The sequence below is a fragment of the Actinomycetota bacterium genome, assembly GCA_030776625.1.
Lineage (GTDB): Bacteria > Actinomycetota > CADDZG01 > CADDZG01 > WHSQ01 > MB1-2.
In genome coordinates, this window is sequence record JALYHL010000001.1 from 135759 (window position 1) to 154535 (window position 18777).

21 protein-coding genes and 2 tRNA genes are annotated in these 18777 nt (G+C 66.3%); 5 read left to right on the forward strand and 18 right to left on the reverse strand.

Annotation, left to right across the window (positions count from 1 at the left end; translation table 11 throughout):
* Positions 1-37 precede the first annotated feature (37 nt).
* Complete coding sequence (gene whiG, locus M3N53_00715; protein MDP9066855.1) at positions 38-865, reverse strand: RNA polymerase sigma factor WhiG; 828 nt, start codon at positions 863-865, stop codon at positions 38-40.
* On the reverse strand, positions 840-1754 hold the full coding sequence (locus M3N53_00720) for a tyrosine recombinase XerC (GenBank protein ID MDP9066856.1): 915 nt from the start codon (positions 1752-1754) through the stop codon (positions 840-842). Before M3N53_00720 ends, whiG begins: the two co-directional genes overlap by 26 nt.
* A gap of 182 nt (positions 1755-1936) precedes the next feature.
* On the opposite strand from M3N53_00720, the gene M3N53_00725 reads away from it, so the two are divergent.
* Positions 1937-2620, forward strand: coding sequence for an iron-containing redox enzyme family protein (locus tag M3N53_00725; GenBank protein ID MDP9066857.1), 684 nt, complete (start codon positions 1937-1939; stop codon positions 2618-2620).
* On the opposite strand, the gene dprA is transcribed toward M3N53_00725, so the two are convergent.
* The 12 genes from dprA to gltX form a co-directional block, all read right to left on the reverse strand.
* A complete protein-coding gene (dprA, locus tag M3N53_00730) occupies positions 2607-3527 on the reverse strand; it encodes a DNA-processing protein DprA (protein MDP9066858.1) in 921 nt (306 codons plus the stop codon). The genes M3N53_00725 and dprA overlap by 14 nt on opposite strands.
* A 5-nt stretch (positions 3528-3532) precedes the next feature.
* Entirely contained in the window at positions 3533-5056 is a 1524-nt protein-coding gene (locus M3N53_00735; protein ID MDP9066859.1) for a YifB family Mg chelatase-like AAA ATPase, read from the reverse strand.
* Between the two features lie 76 nt (positions 5057-5132).
* A complete protein-coding gene (locus tag M3N53_00740) occupies positions 5133-5921 on the reverse strand; it encodes an enoyl-CoA hydratase-related protein (GenBank protein MDP9066860.1) in 789 nt (262 codons plus the stop codon).
* 16 nt (positions 5922-5937) lie between these two features.
* Positions 5938-6291, reverse strand: a complete 354-nt coding sequence (locus M3N53_00745) for a YraN family protein (GenBank protein ID MDP9066861.1) — start codon at positions 6289-6291, stop codon at positions 5938-5940.
* A 79-nt stretch (positions 6292-6370) separates the two neighbouring features.
* Positions 6371-6697 carry a DUF2469 domain-containing protein gene (locus tag M3N53_00750; protein ID MDP9066862.1) on the reverse strand — a complete coding sequence of 109 codons (327 nt, stop codon included), beginning with the start codon at positions 6695-6697 and terminating at the stop codon, positions 6371-6373.
* Between the two features lie 2 nt (positions 6698-6699).
* Complete coding sequence (locus M3N53_00755) at positions 6700-7392, reverse strand: ribonuclease HII (protein MDP9066863.1); 693 nt, start codon at positions 7390-7392, stop codon at positions 6700-6702.
* A 49-nt stretch (positions 7393-7441) separates the two neighbouring features.
* Positions 7442-8206, reverse strand: a complete 765-nt coding sequence (gene lepB / locus M3N53_00760) for a signal peptidase I (protein MDP9066864.1) — start codon at positions 8204-8206, stop codon at positions 7442-7444.
* Between the two features lie 10 nt (positions 8207-8216).
* Positions 8217-8948 (reverse strand): signal peptidase I, encoded by a 732-nt coding sequence (gene lepB, locus M3N53_00765; GenBank protein ID MDP9066865.1) that lies wholly within the window; start codon positions 8946-8948, stop codon positions 8217-8219.
* Positions 8949-8950: 2 nt separating this feature from the next.
* Positions 8951-9298, reverse strand: a complete 348-nt coding sequence (gene rplS / locus M3N53_00770; GenBank protein MDP9066866.1) for a 50S ribosomal protein L19 — start codon at positions 9296-9298, stop codon at positions 8951-8953.
* Positions 9299-9344: 46 nt separating this feature from the next.
* A tRNA-Glu gene (locus M3N53_00775) sits at positions 9345-9419 on the reverse strand.
* Between the two features lie 13 nt (positions 9420-9432).
* A tRNA-Gln gene (locus M3N53_00780) sits at positions 9433-9505 on the reverse strand.
* A 26-nt stretch (positions 9506-9531) separates the two neighbouring features.
* Positions 9532-10983: a glutamate--tRNA ligase gene (gene gltX, locus M3N53_00785; protein ID MDP9066867.1), complete on the reverse strand. Its 1452-nt coding sequence runs from the start codon at positions 10981-10983 to the stop codon at positions 9532-9534.
* A 491-nt stretch (positions 10984-11474) separates the two neighbouring features.
* Here gltX and M3N53_00790 point away from each other — a divergent pair, with 491 nt between their 5' ends.
* From M3N53_00790 to M3N53_00805, 4 genes are all read left to right on the forward strand, one after another.
* Complete coding sequence (locus M3N53_00790; protein ID MDP9066868.1) at positions 11475-11966, forward strand: hypothetical protein; 492 nt, start codon at positions 11475-11477, stop codon at positions 11964-11966.
* Between the two features lie 83 nt (positions 11967-12049).
* A complete protein-coding gene (locus M3N53_00795; GenBank protein ID MDP9066869.1) occupies positions 12050-12529 on the forward strand; it encodes a hypothetical protein in 480 nt (159 codons plus the stop codon).
* Positions 12530-12785: 256 nt separating this feature from the next.
* Positions 12786-14612 (forward strand): S8 family serine peptidase, encoded by a 1827-nt coding sequence (locus tag M3N53_00800; GenBank protein ID MDP9066870.1) that lies wholly within the window; start codon positions 12786-12788, stop codon positions 14610-14612.
* Between the two features lie 187 nt (positions 14613-14799).
* Positions 14800-15474 carry a Crp/Fnr family transcriptional regulator gene (locus M3N53_00805; protein ID MDP9066871.1) on the forward strand — a complete coding sequence of 225 codons (675 nt, stop codon included), beginning with the start codon at positions 14800-14802 and terminating at the stop codon, positions 15472-15474.
* Positions 15475-15510: 36 nt separating this feature from the next.
* On the opposite strand, the gene M3N53_00810 is transcribed toward M3N53_00805, so the two are convergent.
* The 4 genes from M3N53_00810 to serA form a co-directional block, all read right to left on the reverse strand.
* Entirely contained in the window at positions 15511-15780 is a 270-nt protein-coding gene (locus tag M3N53_00810; protein MDP9066872.1) for a type IV pilin protein, read from the reverse strand.
* A gap of 183 nt (positions 15781-15963) precedes the next feature.
* Positions 15964-16179 (reverse strand): DNA-binding protein, encoded by a 216-nt coding sequence (locus M3N53_00815; GenBank protein MDP9066873.1) that lies wholly within the window; start codon positions 16177-16179, stop codon positions 15964-15966.
* Between the two features lie 41 nt (positions 16180-16220).
* Positions 16221-17138, reverse strand: a complete 918-nt coding sequence (locus M3N53_00820) for a branched-chain amino acid transaminase (protein ID MDP9066874.1) — start codon at positions 17136-17138, stop codon at positions 16221-16223.
* A gap of 39 nt (positions 17139-17177) precedes the next feature.
* Positions 17178-18761, reverse strand: coding sequence for a phosphoglycerate dehydrogenase (gene serA / locus M3N53_00825; GenBank protein ID MDP9066875.1), 1584 nt, complete (start codon positions 18759-18761; stop codon positions 17178-17180).
* Positions 18762-18777: the final 16 nt, after the last annotated feature.

Below are 18777 nucleotides of genomic sequence, written 5' to 3' on the forward strand. Positions count from 1 at the left end.
AGGCTAGCAGCCGCGGACGCTTGGGCTTGCTGGAGCGCTAGTCGGCCTGGGTGACCTCCGAGATCTTGCCCTTGAGGCCGAGCACCGCCTTCGTGTGGATCTGACAGACCCTGGACTCGGTGACGCCGAGGACCTCGCCAATCTGCGCCAGGGTCAGCCCGGCGAAGTAATAGAAGGTGATCACCTTCTTCTCGCGCTCGGGCAACCGGTTGATGGCGGAGACGAGGATCTCTTTCATCTCCTCCTTCTCGAACGCCTCCATCGGGCCCGCGGTCTTCGTGTCTTCAAGGGTGTCGAGCAACGACAGCTTGTCGCCCTTGTCCCCCTCGATCGACATCAGCTCGTCCAATGCGATGAGAGACACGCTGGATAGCTGCGTGTAGATGTGGTTCAGGTCATCCACGGAGATCCCCATCTCCCCCGCTATCTCCGCGTCCGAGGGCGGCCGCTTCAGCTTGTTCTCGAGCGCGGCGTACGCCTTTTCGACCTCGCGCGCCTTGTAGCGGACGCTGCGAGGGACCCAGTCGATAGCGCGGAGCTCGTCGATGATGGCGCCACGGATCCGGCTGATGGCATACGTCTCGAACTTGATGTTCCGCGTCCGGTCGTACTTGTCGATCGCGTCGATCAGCCCGAAGATGCCGTAGGAGATCAGGTCCGCCTGCTCGATGTTCGCCGGCAGACCGACGGCGACGCGGCCCGCGACGTACTTCACCAGAGGCGAGTAGTGAAGGATCAGCTGGTCGCGAGCCTTGGTGACGCCCGTCGCCTTGTACTCATCCCACGCCAGCGTGACGCTGTCGGCGTGAGCCTGGGCCTCATCGAGGCCTTCGGGGGACTCAGGCTCTTGGATGGCTTTGCTCATAGACGGCCCTCAGGCGCTCGGTTGAGACATGGGTGTAGATCTGCGTAGTTGCAAGGTTCTCATGGCCCAGCAGTTCCTGCACCGTTCGAAGGTCCGCTCCTCCGTCCAGGAGGTGGGTCGCGAACGAGTGTCTGAGCGCGTGTGGCGACGTGGGCGCGAGACCCTCGGCCGTTCCGTACTTCGTCATGAGTCGGCGAACCGACCGGGGGCCGAGCCTGTTCCCGCGGCGGTTGAGGAAGACCGCAACGCGATCGGGACCATCCGGGTTCCGCTCGAGCAACGCCGCGCGGCCTTCGATCAGATACGCGCCGAGCGCGGTGCGAGCGGGATCGCTGATCGGGACCTGACGCTGCTTCCGTCCCTTGCCGCTTACGCGCAACCGCCCGTGCTGGAGGTCCAGATCCGGAAGGTCGAGCCCGCACACCTCCGCCACCCGAAGTCCCGAGCCGTAGAGCAGCTCCAGGAGGGCACGGTCGCGCCTCCCCTCAGGCACATCGACCGGCGGCGCCTCGCACAAGCGCGCTGCATGCGACGCCTTCAGCACCGTGGGCAGCGGTCGATCCAGCTTCGGCACCGCCAGGTCGTCGGCGGGATCGGCGGCGAGGATCTGTCGCTTCACGGCCCATCGCAGCAGCGAGCGGATCGCGCTCGCCTTGCGGGCGACGGTTCGCCGGGCATACCTCTTCTCTCCGAGGAACGAGATGTAACGGCGCAAGGTCCGGCGATCCAGCTTGTCCAGATCTGTAACCCCGGCGCGGGCGAGCCACTCCCGGAACTGGTCGAGGTCGCTTCGGTAGGCGGCGGCGGTCAGCGGCGAGACATCGCGCTCTGCGGTAAGCGCGCGCAGGTAGGCCTCGACGGCGCCTCCGACAGACCTGTCCGATCCCATGGGTCCCCGCTTCCATCCATCCGCTCTGGGATCCAGCATGGCACGGCTGTTGCAGCTGTCAACGGATGAGACGTTGTGATGCAGATGCACCGCCACGCCCACACCGAGGGGGGTGAGGTTCCTCCCGCCTCGGCAACAGTCGTCATATCCTCCCGTCACGGTCGCGAGAGGAAAGGGAAGCCATGTCGTCGGAAGCTCTGAAGCAACGGATGGACCAGGCCACGCAGCACGCGCGCATCCTCGAGCACCCGTTCTACGAGGCGTGGGCCGCGGGGACGCTGACGGTGGAGGACCTGAGGTTCTATTCGAGTCAGTACTGGCGCCAGGTGGAAGCTTTTCCGGGCTATCTCGCCACCATCGCGGGACGGCTGCCGGACGGCACGGCAGCACAGGCAACCATCAGGGCGAACCTGAGCGACGAGATCGAGGGCGACCACTTGGGGCTGTGGTTGGAGTTCGCGCAAGGTGTAGGCGCCGCCGACGCCGAGGTCCGTTCGACCGATCCCGTAGCCGAGACCGCCTCTTGCGTGAACGCGTTCCGGCAGGCGATGGCGGAACGATCGCTTCCGTACGCGCTCGGGATGCTCTACGCCTACGAGTCACAGACGCCGGGTGTCGCCGAGACCAAGATCAAGGGGCTCCGCGCCCACTACGGGGTCGACGGTCCGGCCCTCGAGTACTTCCGCCTGCACGGCGAGCTCGACATCGAGCACTCCCAGGAGCTGGCGCGCGCGATCTCGGAGGTCGTCTCGGACGATGCTGCCGAGAAGGAAGCCGAAGCCGGTGCTAGGGCGGGGGCCGACGCGATCTGGGACCTGCTGTCGGGCATCGCGCGGGTCCGGGGCATCGGAGTCATCCAGAACTAGAGGACGAGGCGGCCGCGGCGCGGGCGCGGGCGCCGGAGGTCGTGATCTGGTAGCCGATGCCGCGCCGTAGCGCCAGGCCGCGCATGTCGAGACGGCTCAGCGCCAGCGCGACCGCGCCCATGTCCCATCGCAGCTCACGGCAGATCCGGTCCGGACTCACCGTCACGTCGTCGAGCAGCGACAGGACGGCGGCCTCGGCGTCGTCCAGCTGGACGGGCGGCTCGTCCAACGCGAGCTTCGGCTGATCGCCGCCGCCAAGGCGCGGAGCGAGCTCTTCGAAGATGTGACGCACCTCCGTCACCAGAGCGGCTTGCGACGACCGGATCAGCTCGTTCGAGCCCGCAGCCATGACGTTGCGGAAGCTGCCCGGCACCGCGAAAACGTGTCGGTTCGCGTCGAGCGCTAGGCGCGCAGTTATCAACGCACCGCTCTTGAGCGCCCCTTCGACGACGAGCGTCGCCTCAGCGAGGCCAGCGATGATCCGATTGCGCTCGGGGAAGTTGGATTGATACGGCTGCGTCCCCGGCTCGTATTCGGTCACGAGCGTGCCATCGCTCGCGATGCGCCGCTTTAGGGTCGCGTTGCGACGGGGATAGTCGACGTCTAGGCCGAATCCCAGCACCGCGAGCGTGTAGCCGCCCGCCCCGAGTGCAGCTTGGTGCGCGGCAGCGTCGATCCCGGCCGCGAGCCCGGAGACGATGCCGAACCCTGCCTCGGCGAGGCCGGTCACGAGCGTCTTGGTGGCATCGAGACCCGCGATCGTGGGACGACGAGAACCCACGACCGCGATCAGCGGACGCTTTGGGATGTCGCGGCCCTGGACGTAGAGGAGCTCGGGCCGTCGCGCGGGACCAAGCTCGTTCAGGAGCGGCGGCCAGCCGGGAGCGTCCCGTCGCAGCACACGCATCTCGCTCACGACACGGCCCGCAGCTGCGTGTGCTCGAGCCTCAGCCCCAGGGCCTGAGCGATGTGGTGGTCGCCCACCCTCGGCTCCTGCTCTAGGTCCGCGAGCGTGCGGGCCACACGCAGGACGCGGTCCAGTCCTCGACCGCTCAGAGAGTCGTTCTCGATCGCGTGGCCCAGCAGCAACCGCGCCGAGGGCCCGAGGGAAACGTGCTCGTCGAGCAGCCCCCGGCCGACCGACGCGTTCGTCAGGGTGGCGTCGCCGTATCGAGCCGCCTGTGCCTGCCGCGCCACGACGACGCGCTCGCGTACCTCCGCGGAGCTTTCCCCCTCGGGCGCCCCCAGGAGCTCGCGGCTCGTGAGCCGCTCCATCGGAGCCTGTAGGTCCATCCGATCGAGAAGAGGCCCGGAGAGGCGGGCGGCGTAGTTCTGGATCTGAACGTCGCCGCAGCGACACTCCTTCTTGGTGTCGCCGAGGAACCCGCAGGGACAAGGGTTCATCGCGGCGATCAACGAGATCTGGCAAGGGAACTCGATCACTCCCCCGCTTCTTGCGATGCGAACGACTCCGTCCTCCAACGGGCCGCGCAGGCTCTCGAGGAGATCGCGCCGGTACAGGGTGATCTCGTCCAGAAAGAGCGTCCCGTGATGCGCCAAGCTGAGCTCGCCGGGCCGCGGTAAGCCGACGCCTCCACCCACCATTCCGGCGAGCGAGATGTTGTGATGCGGCGCTCGGAACGGTCGCTCGGTGACGAGCCCCGCCCCCGGCGGCAAGACGCCGCCGATGGAGTGGAGCTTCGTCACCTCGAGGGACTCGTCGAAAGACATCGGCGGGAGCAGCCCCGGCATCCGCTGCGCGAGCATCGTCTTCCCGGACCCCGGCGGACCCACCATCATGAGGTTGTGACCACCTGCCGCAGCGACCTCGAGAGCCCGTTTCGCGTACGCGTGCCCGCGCACCGCGCTTAGATCTGCGAACGGAGGTGGAGCGGGGGCAACGAAGCGCGGGACCTCGCGCGCCTGTGACTTCCCTTTGAGGAAGTCGAGGGCCTCGCGCAACGTCTCCACGCCGACGACCGCGATGTCATCTACGAGCGCCGCCTCGGGAGCGTTCGCCAGAGGACAGATCAACCCTCGTCGACCGGCGCGGCGAGCTGCCATCGCGGCTGCAAGCGCGCCGCGTCCCGGGCGCAGCGTCCCGCCCAAGGCGAGCTCACCGACACAGACCCATCCCTCGAGCACTTCCGCCTTGAACTTCACCTTGCCGTCCGCGCCGGCGATAGCCAGCGCGAGAGCAAGATCGAAATGTGCACCCTCCTTACGCAGGGAGCCCGGTGACAGGTTGGCGGTGGTGCGGAGCTTCGAGAGCTGCTCGTTGGAGGCGAGCAGCGCGGAGCGAACCCGTTGTTCTGCCTCGCGAACCGAGGCGTTAGGTAACCCCACGATGCGGAAAGCCGGGACGCCACCACCGATATCGACCTCGACCCGCACGAGCTGGGCATCGGCTCCCACGAATGCAACCGACTCCGTCATTGCAAGCATGAACCGGTCCGTTCCCGGTCCCGAAAGCGCGGATCGAGAACCTAATCAGGAGGTGAGACAGAAACCGTCACTGCCCGGTGAAGCGCGGCTCCCTCTTCTCCAAGAACGCCTGCACCGCTTCCCGCATGTCCTCGGTTCCGAATGCGAACGCCTGCGCGATCGACTCGGCATCCAGGTTCTCTTCGAGGCTTCTCTCGTGGGCGCGGTTCAGGTTCTCTTTGATCAGGGTGGCGGTCTGAGGAGGCATCGCTGCGACGCGCTGCGCCAGGTCCTTCACCACCGCATCGATCTCTGAGGGGTCGCAGAGCCGATTCAAGAGCCCGAGGCGGTCCGCCTCTCGTGCGGAGATCGTCTCGCCGAGAAGGGCAAGCTCCTTCGCCTTGTTCAACGGCAAGAGCCGCGACAGCGCCCAGGTTCCGCCGAAGTCGACCACCAACCCCCTCTTCACGAACAGCTCCGCGAAGCTGGCGTCGGTGGACGCGACAACGAGATCGGATGCAACGGCGAGGTTGCATCCGGCCCCCGCGGCCACGCCGGTCACCTTTGCGATCGTCGGCTTCGGGCAACGCACGAACGAGCGGACGATCCCGTCGATGACGCGCATCCGCTCCTTGAACTCGCCCGTGGACGTAACGAGGTTCGCAGGATCGGAGAGATCCGCTCCGGAGCAGAAGGCGCCTCCGGCGCCGGTCACGACGACACAGCGAACCTCGGTGTCGGCGGCGGCTCGGTCGAACGCGGCCCGGATCTCGTTGAACATCACCCACGACATCGCGTTCTTCTTCTCGGGGCGGTTCAACGTGATCGTGGCGACCGGCCCCTCTTGCTCCCACAACAGCGCTTCGAACTCCGACACGTGCAGCAGTCTCCCTCTAGAAGGCGTCTTCCAGGCGCGTCACCCTAGTCCCCTGTCGATCGGCGATCACGGACACGACGTCGAAACGCAGCTCCATCCCCGGGGCGGGGTGAAGCGACAGCCATGCCGCGGCCAAGCGGCGCAGCCGCGCTTGTTTGACCCGTGTGACGGCCTCGGAAGGCTCCCCGAAGAAGTCGGTGGCGCGCGTCTTCACCTCACAGAAGACCAGCTTCCGCCCGCGGCGGGCGATGACATCTATCTCACCCGTCGAGCAGCGGAAGTTCCGCGCGACGATCGCGTATCCGTCTCGCTGGTACGCCCGCACAGCGATGTCTTCCCCGCGTCGCCCCAGCACATGTCGCGTGTCCACCCCCGGGAGGTTAGAGACGGGGTGCGACAGGTTTGATCTCCTCCGACTAGGGACGCCGGAAAGATGTTCGTCCGGCGCGCTACGACGCGGTCGGAGGCTCCGGGACTATGTCGCGCTCGGCGAGCTGCGCCAGCTCCTCGACGTTCAGGTCGCGGAAGGTGACGACCTTCACGTGCGAGACGAACCTCGCCGGCCGGTGCATGTCCCACACCCAGGCGTCGGCGAGCTCGACCTCGAACCAGACCTTCGCGCCCAGATGGCGCGTCTCGACGTTGACCTCATTCGCCAGATAGAAGCGTCGCTCCGTCTCCACGACGAACTTGAACATCGGGAGGACGTCCCGGTACTCCTTGTAGAGCTGAAGCTCCATCTCGGCCTCGTATTTCTCGAGGTCCTCGACGCTCATCCCTAGATCTCCTCTAGCTCGTGGTCGGCGGGGTCTTCGTCGATCAAGTCTCGCGCCCCGTGGGGTCGAATGACACCATCCTGATCTGGAAATCCGAGGACGCCGAAGAACGAGCGCCGGTGGATCTCGCAGGGACCGTGCTCCTTCAGGGCGTTCCAGTGGTGCCGGGTCCCATAGCCGACGTTGGTCGCAAAGCCATAGTGCTTGAACCGCTTGTGGTAGCGCCGCATCGCGGCGTCGCGATGGACCTTCGCCACGATCGAGGCCGCGGCCACGTTCTTTGACACCGCGTCCGCTTTCTTGACCGCCAAGCTCGGCCACTGGAGCCTCTTCAACCGGAAGGCGTCGACCAGCACGTAGTCCGGCTCCTGGCCGAGGCCCTTCAGCGCCCTTCGCAGCGCCCGCATGTTGCAGGGGTTGAGGCCGTCGCGATCGATCGAGTCATGCCGCACCCTCACGATGCAGACCGACAGCGCCTGCTCGTGGATCTGCTCCGCGAGACGCTGGAGCTGGAGCTTGGTGCAGGTTTTCGAGTCTCTGAGCCCGGGCAGCTCCAGGCCCTCGGGCAGGATGACCGCTGCTGCAACCAGCGGGCCCGCCAGGGCGCCTCGACCGACCTCGTCGCATCCCGCGACCCGCTCGAAGCCGGCCGCGTTGAGGCGGGCCTCCATCAGCCCCGAAGCGTCCTGAACCATCGCGAGGACTCTACCGAAGGCCAAAGTCATGGGCCGGACAGAGCACCAGCTACAGGCTCCTGAAGTCCTCCGCCGGCCAGATCACCACGAACGCTCGTCCGATGATCTTGTCCTCGTCCACCGGCCCGAGGATCCGGGAGTCCTCCGAGTTCGCACGGTTGTCGCCCATGACGAAGATGCGTCCGGCGGGAACCCGGCACGAATCTCCCGCCACCTCCATCTCGAGCCGCCGGCAGTCGGCGCGGGTGATGGTCGAGCTGACCTTGTCGGCGCCGCCCTTCACGAAGGACTGCTCCACCTCCTCGCCGTTCACGACGAGCCGGCGCGGCGAGCCGGTGTAGCGGATCGTGTCGCCGGCCACGGCGACGACACGCTTGATGTAGTCCTCCTCACCTCCCGTGGGCAACCCGAGGAGCTCCCGCAGGAAGTTCCGCGCGTCTTGAGGCCACGGCAGGTCGGGCGCTTTGCCGAACACCGACTTCTCGAACACGACGACGTCGCCGCGCCTCGGGTCGTGGAGCGCATAGCTGACCTTCTCGACCAAGACGCGGTCGCCCTCCACGAGGGTCGGTCTCATCGACGCCGACGGAATGAAGAAGGCCTGGACCAGAAAAGTCTTGATGACGATCGCGATGCCGAAGGCGATCAGGACGAGCATCGGTAGCTCGGCCAGGTGCTTCAAGAAGCCTCGCCAGCGGCTGCGGCGCTTGAGCGGGACCGGCGTACGTAACGATGGCTCGGATGCTTCGCCGGCCGCGGCAGGTGTTGGAGCAGCCGCGGACGGAACGGACGGGTCCTCGGCCGTGGAAGACATAGAGGACAGGTTAGAGCGTGCCGAAGTCTTCCGGCGGCCAGATCAGCAGGAACCCGTGCCCCACGACCTTGTCCGCATCGATGGGACCGAAGTTGCGAGAGTCGTCGGAGTTGTTGCGGTTGTCGCCCATGACGAAGATCTTGCCCTCGGGGACCTCGGTCGGGCCGAACGGCGACGTCTGTTGGCCCTCGGTGAGGTAAGGCTCGTCCACCACCTGGTCGTTGACGTACACGCGCCCGTCGCGGCCCTCGATCGTGTCGCCGCCGACCGCCATGACGCGCTTGATGAAGTCCTGCTCGGTGCCGGTCGGGAAGCCGAAGAGGCCCCTGATCGACTCCGAGATCTTCTGGATGACGGATTCTTCCTCGGGCGCCGAAGATGGCAGCACGAGGTTCTTCTCGAACACCACGACGTCGCCCCGTCCCGGGCCGCTGAAGCGGTAGGTCAGCTTCTCGACCAGCACGCGGTCACCCTCGACGAGAGTCGGCTCCATCGAGGCGGAGGGGATGTAGAACGCCTGGAGGAGGAAGCTCTTGATCAACAAGGCCACGACGAACGCGACCACGATCAGCACGGGCAGCTCCCGAAAGAACGAGTGCCGCTTCGGCGCGGGCTCCGCGGCCGGCTCGACGGGGGCGGCAGCCGGGGGCGCCGCGCCGGCCGGAGGATCGAGACGTTGCGTCGGCGGCGGAGGTGGCCCCGGCGGCGGCCGGTGCGGGTCGTATCCCTGTTGTTCGGACACGCTTACGTGTCGCGGCGTTCTTTGACCTTGGCCTTCTTGCCGACCCGGGACCGCAGGTAGTACAGCTTCGCGCGCCGCACGTCGCCGCGGGTCGCTACGTCGACCTTGGCGATCATCGGGGAGTGGATCGGGAACGTCCTCTCGACTCCGACGCCGAACGAGATCTTGCGAACCGTGAAGGTCTCCGATAGCTGGCTGCCACGCCGGCGGATGACGATGCCCTCGAACACCTGAACCCGCTCCCGCTCGCCCTCGACGACGCGCACGTGCACCCTGACCGTGTCACCGGCGCGGAAGTCGGGCAGGTCGTCGCGTAGGTACGGCCTCTCGACCAGGTCCGTCGGGTTCATCTCTTGTGTCTCCTCTTTATCTTGAGCGCGCGGGAACGCAGTTGCGTAGCCCGGACGGGATTCGAACCCGTGATCTCCGCCTTGAGAGGGCGGCGTCCTTGGCCAACTAGACTACCGGGCCTTAGTTGCTACAGCTGGGGCGCCTGGATTCGAACCAGGACTAACGGAACCAGAATCCGCCGGGCTGCCAGGTTACCCCACGCCCCAAGGGCAGCCGAGAGGATACCAGCGGCTCAGACGGCTCCGAGGGGGACGCGACGCAACCTCGCCAGCGTCTCGTCGGGTCCGAGGATCTCCAACGATTCGAACAGCGGAGGCGAAACGAGCGTTCCCGTGACAGCGGCGCGCACCGGCTGGAACGCCTTCTTCGGCTTGAGCGCGCGCTCCTCCGACAGCGCGCGCAGCGCTTCCTCGATCGCGGCGGCCGTCCACTTGTCCAAGCCCTCCAGCCTGGCCGCGACCTCGCCCAGATAACCCTCTTGGCCGTCCAGAACGCCGGCGGCTTTCTCGTCCGGCTCGACCGGCCCAAACAGGAACCGCACCATGGGCGGTGCCTCGGTCAACCGCTTCATCCGTTCGGTTAGAAGCGGCGTGACGCTCCGCAGTATCGCCAGCCCTTCTTCTGTGTCTGCGGGCAAACCCTCCCGGACACAGAAAGGGACCAGGGCGTCCGCGATCACGTTCGGATCGGACTCGCGGATGTAGTGCCCGTTCAGCCACTCGAGCTTCGCCACGTCGAAGGCCGCGGGGTTCTTGCCCACCCGGTCCAGCGAGAAGCGCTCGATCAGCTCCTCGACCGTGAAGATGTTCGTCTTGTCGTCGAAGGACCAGCCCAACAGGGCGAGGTAGTTCACCACCGCCTCCGGCAGGAACCCCTGGTCGCGATATGCCCGCACGGCGACGTCGCCCCAGCGCTTCGACAACGGCCTCCCCTTCTCGTCCACCAGCAGCGGCAGGTGCGCGAAGACAGGGAGCTCCCTCTCCCCCAGCGCCTCGCGCACGAGGATCTGCCGGGCGGTCGAAGCCACGAGGTCATTGCCGCGGATGACGTGGGTGATCCCCATCTCGAGGTCGTCGACGGTGACGGCCAGCATGTAGGTCGGGGATCCATCGGAACGCTGGATCACGAAATCCGGCGTCAGGCCCAGGTCGGTGGACATCTCGCCCAGCACCTCGTCGTGGAAGGTGATGGTCCTACCCTCGGGTACCCGGAAACGCACCGAGGAAGGACGTCCTTCCGCCTCGAAGACGGCGATGTCTTCGGGGGACAGGTTCCGGCAGCGGCCGCTGTAGCCGGGCGACCGCTTCTCCGCCTGCGCCTTCAATCGTTCCTCTTCCAGCTCTTCGGGTGTGCAGTAGCAGCGGTACGCCGCGCCGGAGGCGAGCAGCTGTTGCGCCGCCGCGTCGTAGTGGTCGAACCGGTCACTCTGGCGGTAGGGCGCATGAGGGCCCTCGACCTCGGGACCTTCGTCCCACTCCAGGCCCAGCCACCGCATGTCCTCCAGCACGGCTCGGTAGTTCTCGTCCGTCGCGCGTTTGGCGTCGGTGTCGGCGACCCGAAGCACGAAAGAACCGCCGTGGTGCCGCGCGAACAGCCAGTTGAAGAGGGCCGTGCGTGCGTTCCCGACGTGGATCGACCCGCTGGGAGCGGGCTCGATGCGCGTCCTGACGGTCTGCCGTTCCATGCGCTCGACCCTACAAGCGCGGCGCAGGCACCTTCCCTGACGCTCCCGTGCCACCACCCAAACTGGACGCGAGGCCGCCGCGATCTGTCTCCAGTTCGAGTTGTGAGCCCGCAGCTGCTAGCTACGACATCCTGCTCGTGCAGTTGTCATTGCGTTTGGCAACCGCTCATACAGCGCCCGGTGTCAAGCACCCTCGTCTGCGTAAAACCCCACGTTCCTTCCGTGACCTATGCCGTCGAACGGAACCCGGCGCTTCTTCATAGTTCGTTCTCGACAGCAGTCCTCCAGACAGAGGAGAGAACGATGAGGAAGCGAGTGCGAGTTCGTGTGGTCCGCCGATAGGCGAACACGCGGCAGGTATCCGCTTACTACCCACACCCCACGAAGGGAGAGGCCTATCGAACGGGCATAGCGGTTTTCGCAGCATCACCTAGTACCTCGTAATCACAACCCGATCACCACCACCAAGACCACAGAGGAGACAACACACCATGAAGACATTCGTTTGGAAGAAGCAGCTAACGGCTCTCGTTGCCGCGGCGTTCCTTGCCTCGTCTCTGTTCGCCGGAGTGAGCGCGCAGGCCGGCGTCAGCGCCGACAAGTCCGACACCATTTCGTTCGACCTGCCCGTCAACGTCCCCAGCACGACGATCAACCTGCTCAGCGGTGACAAGAAGAAGACGATCCAGACGGGCGCACTCAACAACGGTCGCATCGCCTTCACCTACGGCGGTTCGGGTCAGGCCCCCGACCTGTTGGTGGCAACCAGCTTCACCTGTGAGACAGCTGGAGAGACCCCGGTCGCTCTGCTGTCGCTGTCCGGCGGTACGGGATCGTTCGACGCTTATCTGGAGGTTTCCAGCACGGCGAGCGCCGACCCCACCAGCGCGCGGACCGTCGTGGCCGAGGGTCAGATCGACGAGGTCGCGATGAACGACGTCAGCCCCGGCGACATCCTCAGCATCTGCATGAGCTCCATCTAGTTGAAAGGTTCGAAGGGCAGTCGGGCCCGGAGGATGGCCGAGCCCGCTGCCCTTCGATTCAACGGGAGGAACGAGATTCCATGATGGCGAACAAGAGGATCCTCGCAAGAGCCGCAACCACTCTTGCCGTTGCGGCAGCTTTCTTGAACGTTTCGCCGCAGGCAGTTGTCGCCGAAACAACGAGCAGTGGCACCTACGAGATCGCACTGTCGAGTCTCGGCCGCTATGGCGTCAAGCTCGGGGGTCGTCGCACCAAGACCCCAACGTTGAGAAACGCGAAGGTGGCCATCGCCTACTCCTGGTCGCATGAGGGTCTCCCCCCCTCGCCCACCCTCGCTCCCACGGACTGCGAGGGAGACGAGTCCGGTGTGGTGGCGCTCGCTCTTCCCGGCCTGGGAACCGGCGGAAGTGTGTCGGCCACCGTTTCCGGTGTCACCTCCCAACCGGACGGCACGGGGGCCTACCCCTTCCACGAGACGCTCGGACCTGTCGTCGTCGAGGGTAGCTCCGACGACATCCCGATCGTGTCGATCTGCGCTTCACCCATCACCAGCGACGCGTGAGCGCGGGGTAGCTGAACCCCCACGCTCCATAGAGACGTACGCCCCCCGTCCTATCCCTCGGGACAGGACGGGGGGCTACGCCGCGCCCGGCGTTCCGAAAATTTGTCCCTATTTGGGTTTGACCTCCCTGTAGAGGGGTACCGACAGCCGCGACCGCTCCTGCAGGAGCAGCGGGCCCATCCCCCGCAACACTCGGGTTGGGCGGACGGCCAGTCACTGACCGTCCGCCGGCCCCCGTAGAGAGGGGAGGGGACGCGTGTCGGGTTTCGGATTCCGCTTCGACTCCAGGTCTTCGCTTCGCTGCCTCGCCGCGTGTGTAGTCGGCTGCGCGGCACTGCTGGTTCCGGCAACGCCGATCCAGGCGTCCGCGGAGGAAGACCCCTCGAGCGGCCGTTACATCGTCGTGTTGAACCAGTGGGCAGGCGCGTCCGCACAGGTGGCCGCCGACCACCAGCGTCAGCACGGTGCCGACATACGGTTCACTTACCGGCACGCCCTCAAGGGTTACGCGGCGGGTCTGAACGAGCAGGCGGTGGCCGCGATCCAGCGGGACCCACGGGTCGCTTACGTCGAGCCCGACCGAGGAGTGGAGACGTTCGCGCAGGCGGTTCCGACAGGTATCGAACGGTCCGCCGCCACGACGAACCAGCAGCTCGACATCGATGGCAGCGACGATGTCCGCGTGGATGTCGATGTCGCCATAATCGACACCGGTATCGATCTCGATCACCCCGACCTCCACATCGTCTCGTCGACCAACTGCACCGGCGCCCTGTCGGCCGATACCTGCGTTGCCGGTGCGGGTCAGGACGACCACGGCCACGGGACGCACGTCGCGGGAACGGTGGGCGCGCTGGACAACGACACCGGTGTCGTAGGAGTTGCGCCGGGCGCGCGGCTGCATGCGGTGAAGGCGCTAACGGCAGCGGGGACGGGCATGCTCTCGTCGGTCATCGCGGGTGTGGATTGGGTTACAGCGCGCGCCGACGAGATCGAGGTCGCCAACATGAGCCTGGGCTGCAAGTGCGCCAGCACCGCCCTCAACAACGCCATCGCGACCTCCGTGGATCGAGGAGTAGTCCACGTCGTTGCGGCGGGCAACAGCGACCTGGACGCGACGAACCACAGCCCGGCGAACCATCCCGATGTCATCACGGTCTCGGCCCTCGCGGATTTCGACGGTGGCGCGGGAGGTTTGGGGGCGCCGACATGTCGCAGTGACGAAGACGACACCCTCGCGGGTTTCAGCAACTGGGGGTCCCAGGTTGAGGTCGCCGCTCCCGGTGTCTGCATACTCTCGACCTGGTTGCTCGGCGGCTACCGCACCGTCAGTGGCACCTCGATGGCTTCGCCCCATGTCGCCGGCGCCGCTGCGATCCTGACGAGCGGCGCCAATGATCCCCTGACCCGCTCCGACGTGATGTCGGTTCGGGATGCGATCACCGCTTCCGGCAGTTCCTCATGGGTCGATGATTCAGGTGACGGGATCCAGGAGCCGCTCCTGGACGTCGGCGACGAGAACCTGTTTGTCGTCAACAGCCCCTCCCGCACAACCGGAGGCGGTCCTGCTCCCGCCCCCAGCAACGAGCCGCCGGTGGCCAGCTTCACCTATTCCTGCTCCGGTCTCACCTGCAGTTTCGACGCCGGAGGGTCTGCGGACTCCGACGGCACGATCTCGACCTATGCGTGGGATCTCGGCGACGGCACAACGGCCGGGGGCTCGACCACGAACAAGACCTACAGCGAGCCCGGCACCTATCGGGTCACGCTCACGGTGACGGACGACAGTGGGGCATCGACCTCGACCTCGCAGGACGTGTCGGTCAAGTCCGAAGAGGAAGCAGGGAGCTTCCAGCTCACAGCGTCCGCCTTCCGCTCTGGCGGCACGGCAACGGTCACCCTCTACTGGCGCGGCACCGACCTGATCGGCGGCGTCGTCGTCTACCGAAACGGCGTCGTGGTCGCAACAACGCCCGACGACGGCTCCTACACCGAGATGATCGCCAACTCCTCCGGCAGCTATGTCTACAAGGTCTGCGAAGAGGGAACCTCCAACTGCTCCAACGAAGTGGAGGTGTTCTAGGACCGGCTGAAGTGGCGACCGAGGATCGCCGTTCAGCGCCGACCGCACGGTCCCGGAGCCGTAGGACAGGTTGGGTCGACCCTAGCTGTCTCGCCGGCAGCATGTAAAAGTACGTAGACGGCAGAACGGCACTCGCCGATGCTGGACCACGTCGCTTTCAGCGACGAGCTGGAGTGAGGGGGGGGACGTGGAAAAGCCGAGGGTGGAGAGAAAGCACAAGAATTTCGTCGCTGCGCTCTCGGACGAAGAGCTCCGCACCCTGACGCAGCGTGGACGCACGCGGCGCTTCCGTCGCGGCCAGACGCTCCTTGGACAGGGCGAGACGTCGGACCGACTGATCCTCATAAGAGCAGGCCGAGTCAAGGTTGCCGTGGTGGACGAGGACGGGCGTGAGGCGGTCCTCGCGATGAGAGGGGCCGGCGAGATCGTCGGCGAGCAGGCCGCATTAGACGGTGAACCTCGCTCAGCCACCGTCACAGCGGTCGAGGAGGTAGAGGCGCTTCTTGTCGAAGCCGCCGACTTCGATGCCGCGGCGGAGACGCACCCACGTCTCTTGTCGCTCTTGAGCGCGACGGTGACCCATCGGATGCGGACCGCCGACCGGAAGCGCGTTGAAGCGGCGTGGCTCGATGTCCCTGCGCGGATAGCAAGAACCCTTCTGGAACTAGCAGATGCGATCGGCGAGCGCACGGAGGGCGGCGGTGTCATCCTCCCCCTTTCGCAACGCGAGCTTGCCGGTTGCGTAGGTGCCTCGCGCGAGGCCGTGACCAGGGCGCTACAGCAACTTCACGAGCGAAACGTGGTGGCGACCAGCAGACGCCGCTTGGCGATCCTCGACCTCGAGGCGCTCCGTACAGCCTGAGCCCACGGTCCCGTCGAAGCCGCTGGCGTCGACCCGCTAAGGGCACGGTCCGGGGCGCGGACGCTCTGACACTTCGGTGATGTGCCGAATGACGCCGGAGGAGTGCGAGGCTTCGACGCAGTAGCGATGTTCGTCCGCGTAGCGCGCTTCCAATGACACACCCTCGTAGAACCCCTCCTCGGTTAAGACGCTGAAGGTCGTCGTGTAGGTCCCGTGCTCAGCGCGGTACCTCTCCTGCGCACGTTGAGCTTGCTCGAGAGCATCTCTCGTGCTGAGACGACCCGCCACCCTCTCCGCGCCAGGCACCGCCGGCCCCACCTCGATCTCCGACCTGGACGAGCCCACGAAAGCGCAAAACGCCCCCAGGGAGACCAGGAGCGATACAGCGCCGAGCGCGACCGCCCAAGGGATCAGCCGGCTGGTTCCAGGATCCGGACGCAGCCGTCGCGCCGGCCGTCGTGGATCCGAGGGTTCGAGAGGCACGTGACGCTAGGTCGGAAGGAACCAGTGAACGTAGCCGCACCTCTCGCAAACCAGGCAGGTCGCACTTGCGTTCGCCCAATCCAGGTCCAGAAACGTCATTCCGGTCGTCTGGATCTTTCCTTCCCTCGAATAGAACCGCTGGTGGTGGCAGATCTCGCACCGCAGGTTCTGACCCGGCAGGATCTCGTACTCGGTCGCTTCCTCGCGTCCAAACAGACCCATGTGACCCCCTACTCGTCATGATCCACGGGGGCCTCCCCGTGCTACTCAGCGAAGTCGAGCCAGTCCAGGTACTTCTCGTCGCGGCCGCGGCAGATGTCTGTGTATCTGGCCTGCAGTGTCTGCGTGATCGGGCCCGGCTCGAAGGTGCGGCCATCGACCTCGCGGATCGGGATGATCTCGGTCGCGCTGCCCGTGAGGAACAGTTCCTCCGCGGTGTAGACGTCGGAGCGCGTGAGGGAGCGCTCGTACAGCGGCATCCCCTGGTCTCGAGCCAGCTTGATCACGGAGTCGCGGGTGATGCCCGGCAGGGGCCCATCTTCCAGCGGCGGCGTCAGCAGCTCCCCGTTCTTGACCATGAACAGGTTCTGTCCGGTCGCCTCCGAGACCAGCCCGTGCGGGTTCAGCATGAGTGCCTCGTCAAAGCCCGCCTGCGTGGCCTCGAGCTTCGCCATCGACGCGTTGATGTAGGCGCCGGTGGCCTTCGCGTTCGGCGGGATGATGTTGGGGTCACCGCGCCGCCACGACGAGAAGGTGACTCGCACTCCTTGCGACACCGCGTCGTCTCCGAGATACGCGCCCCACGACCACACCGCGATCGACACCTCCACCGGGTTCGCCGCGGGGTTGACCCCCATCTCTCCGCCGAAGCCCCTGTAGGCGATCGGGCGGACGTAGCACTCCTTCAGTCCGTTCGCCTCGATGACGTCGAAGGTTGCTCGCATCAGCTCGTCGACGCTGTAGGGGATCTCCATCTGGAAGATCCGCGCGGAGCGCTCCATGCGCTCCATGTGCTCGCGCAGACGGAAGACCGCGGGTCCACGGGAGGTCTCGTAACAGCGCAACCCCTCGAAGACTCCGGAGCCGTAATGCAGCGCATGGGTCAGGACGTGAACGGTCGCGTCTTGCCAATCGACCAGCTCGCCGTTCATCCATACCTTGTCGACCGGATCGATCGGCATTCTCGCTCCTTTTCCCCTGCGCTCGCGACGGCGGGGAGCCTACTCGCCGACCACGATGGAGCGCGCGTCGCGCAGCTGGGCTCGCTCGGCGATCGAGGCGAGCACCTGATCCGGGATAGGCGAGTCCACCGCGACGCACATCAGGGCCTCGCCTCCCTCGCTCTGGCGGGCCACCTGCATGTTCGCGATGTTCACGCCGGCCTCACCCAGCAGCGTCCCCACGATGCCGACGACGCCGGGGCGGTCGTCGTAGCGGAAGAACACCATGCTGGGGGCGAACGACATGTCCAAGTCGTAACCCCACACGCGCACCAGGCGTTCGGTGTCCCGCTTGCCTACCAGGACACCTGCGACGGATACGGTCTCACCCTGTCCCGCGGCGTGCACCTCGACGAGGTTCACGTAGTCGAGCGACTGCGAGGATTTGGACTCCTCGACCGAGATCCCGCGCTCCTTCGCCATCAACGGCGCGTTCACGAACGTCACGGGTTCGTGCACCACCGCCGAGAAGGCACCCTTGAGTCCGGACAACGTGACGGCTCTGGTGTCGTACTCCGCGATACCGCCGTGATACTCGAAGCGCAGCGACTCGATCCCCCGGCCCGCGAGCGCGACCGCCACCCGTCCCAAGCGCTCGACGAGCTGGAGATAAGGGCGCACGAGCTCGGGGATGTCGGCCCCGACATCGACGTTCACCGCATACGGCACGAACTCGCCCCTCAGAGCGAGGAGCACCTGTTCGGCGATGGCGAGACCGGCCTTGTCTTGAGCCTCGGTCGTCGACGCCCCTAGGTGGGGCGTGACCACGACGTTGGACAGCTTGAAGAGCGGGTGGTCGGTCACCGGCTCGTCCGCGAAGACATCGATCCCGGCCCCCGCCACGCGCCCGCTCTGCAACGCGTCGACCAGGGCATCCTCGTCGACGAGGCCGCCGCGGGCCGTGTTGATGATGCGGACCCCCGGCTTCACGTTCTCCAGCTCCTTCGCGCCGATCAGCCCAAGGGTCTCTGGCGTCTTCGGCATATGGATCGTGATGAAGTCGGCGCGGGAGCAGAGATCCGCCACGGAATCGATCAGCGTCACCCCCATCTGTTGCGCTCGCGCCGGCGCCACGTAAGGGTCGTAGGCGATCAGGCGCATCCCGAAGGAGCTGGCCCGCTGCGCGACCAGGGTCCCGACCCGACCGAGCCCGATGACGCCGAGCGTCTTGCCGTACAGCTCGACCCCCGACCACCGCTCCCGCTCCCACGACCCGGCCACCAGCGCGCCGTGAGCCTGCGGGACGTTGCGCGCTTGCGCCAACAACAACGCCATCGTGTGCTCCGCGGCCGAGAGCACGTTCGACTGCGGGGCGTTCACGACCAAGACCCCGTGACGGGTGGCCGCCTCCACGTCGACGTTGTCGAGGCCGATACCGGCGCGCCCGACCACCTTCAGGTTCTCCCCGCGTTCGATGATCGTCGCCGTGACCTTGGTCGCGGAGCGGACCACCAACGCGTCGTAGGCCGGGATCGCTTCCGCCAGCTCATCGGGCGTCATCCCGGTCCGCACGTCGACGTCGAGATGCTCCCGGAGACGCTCGAGCCCGCCCCCGGAGAGCTTCTCTGAGACCAAGACCTTCATCAAGGCATCGTACAAG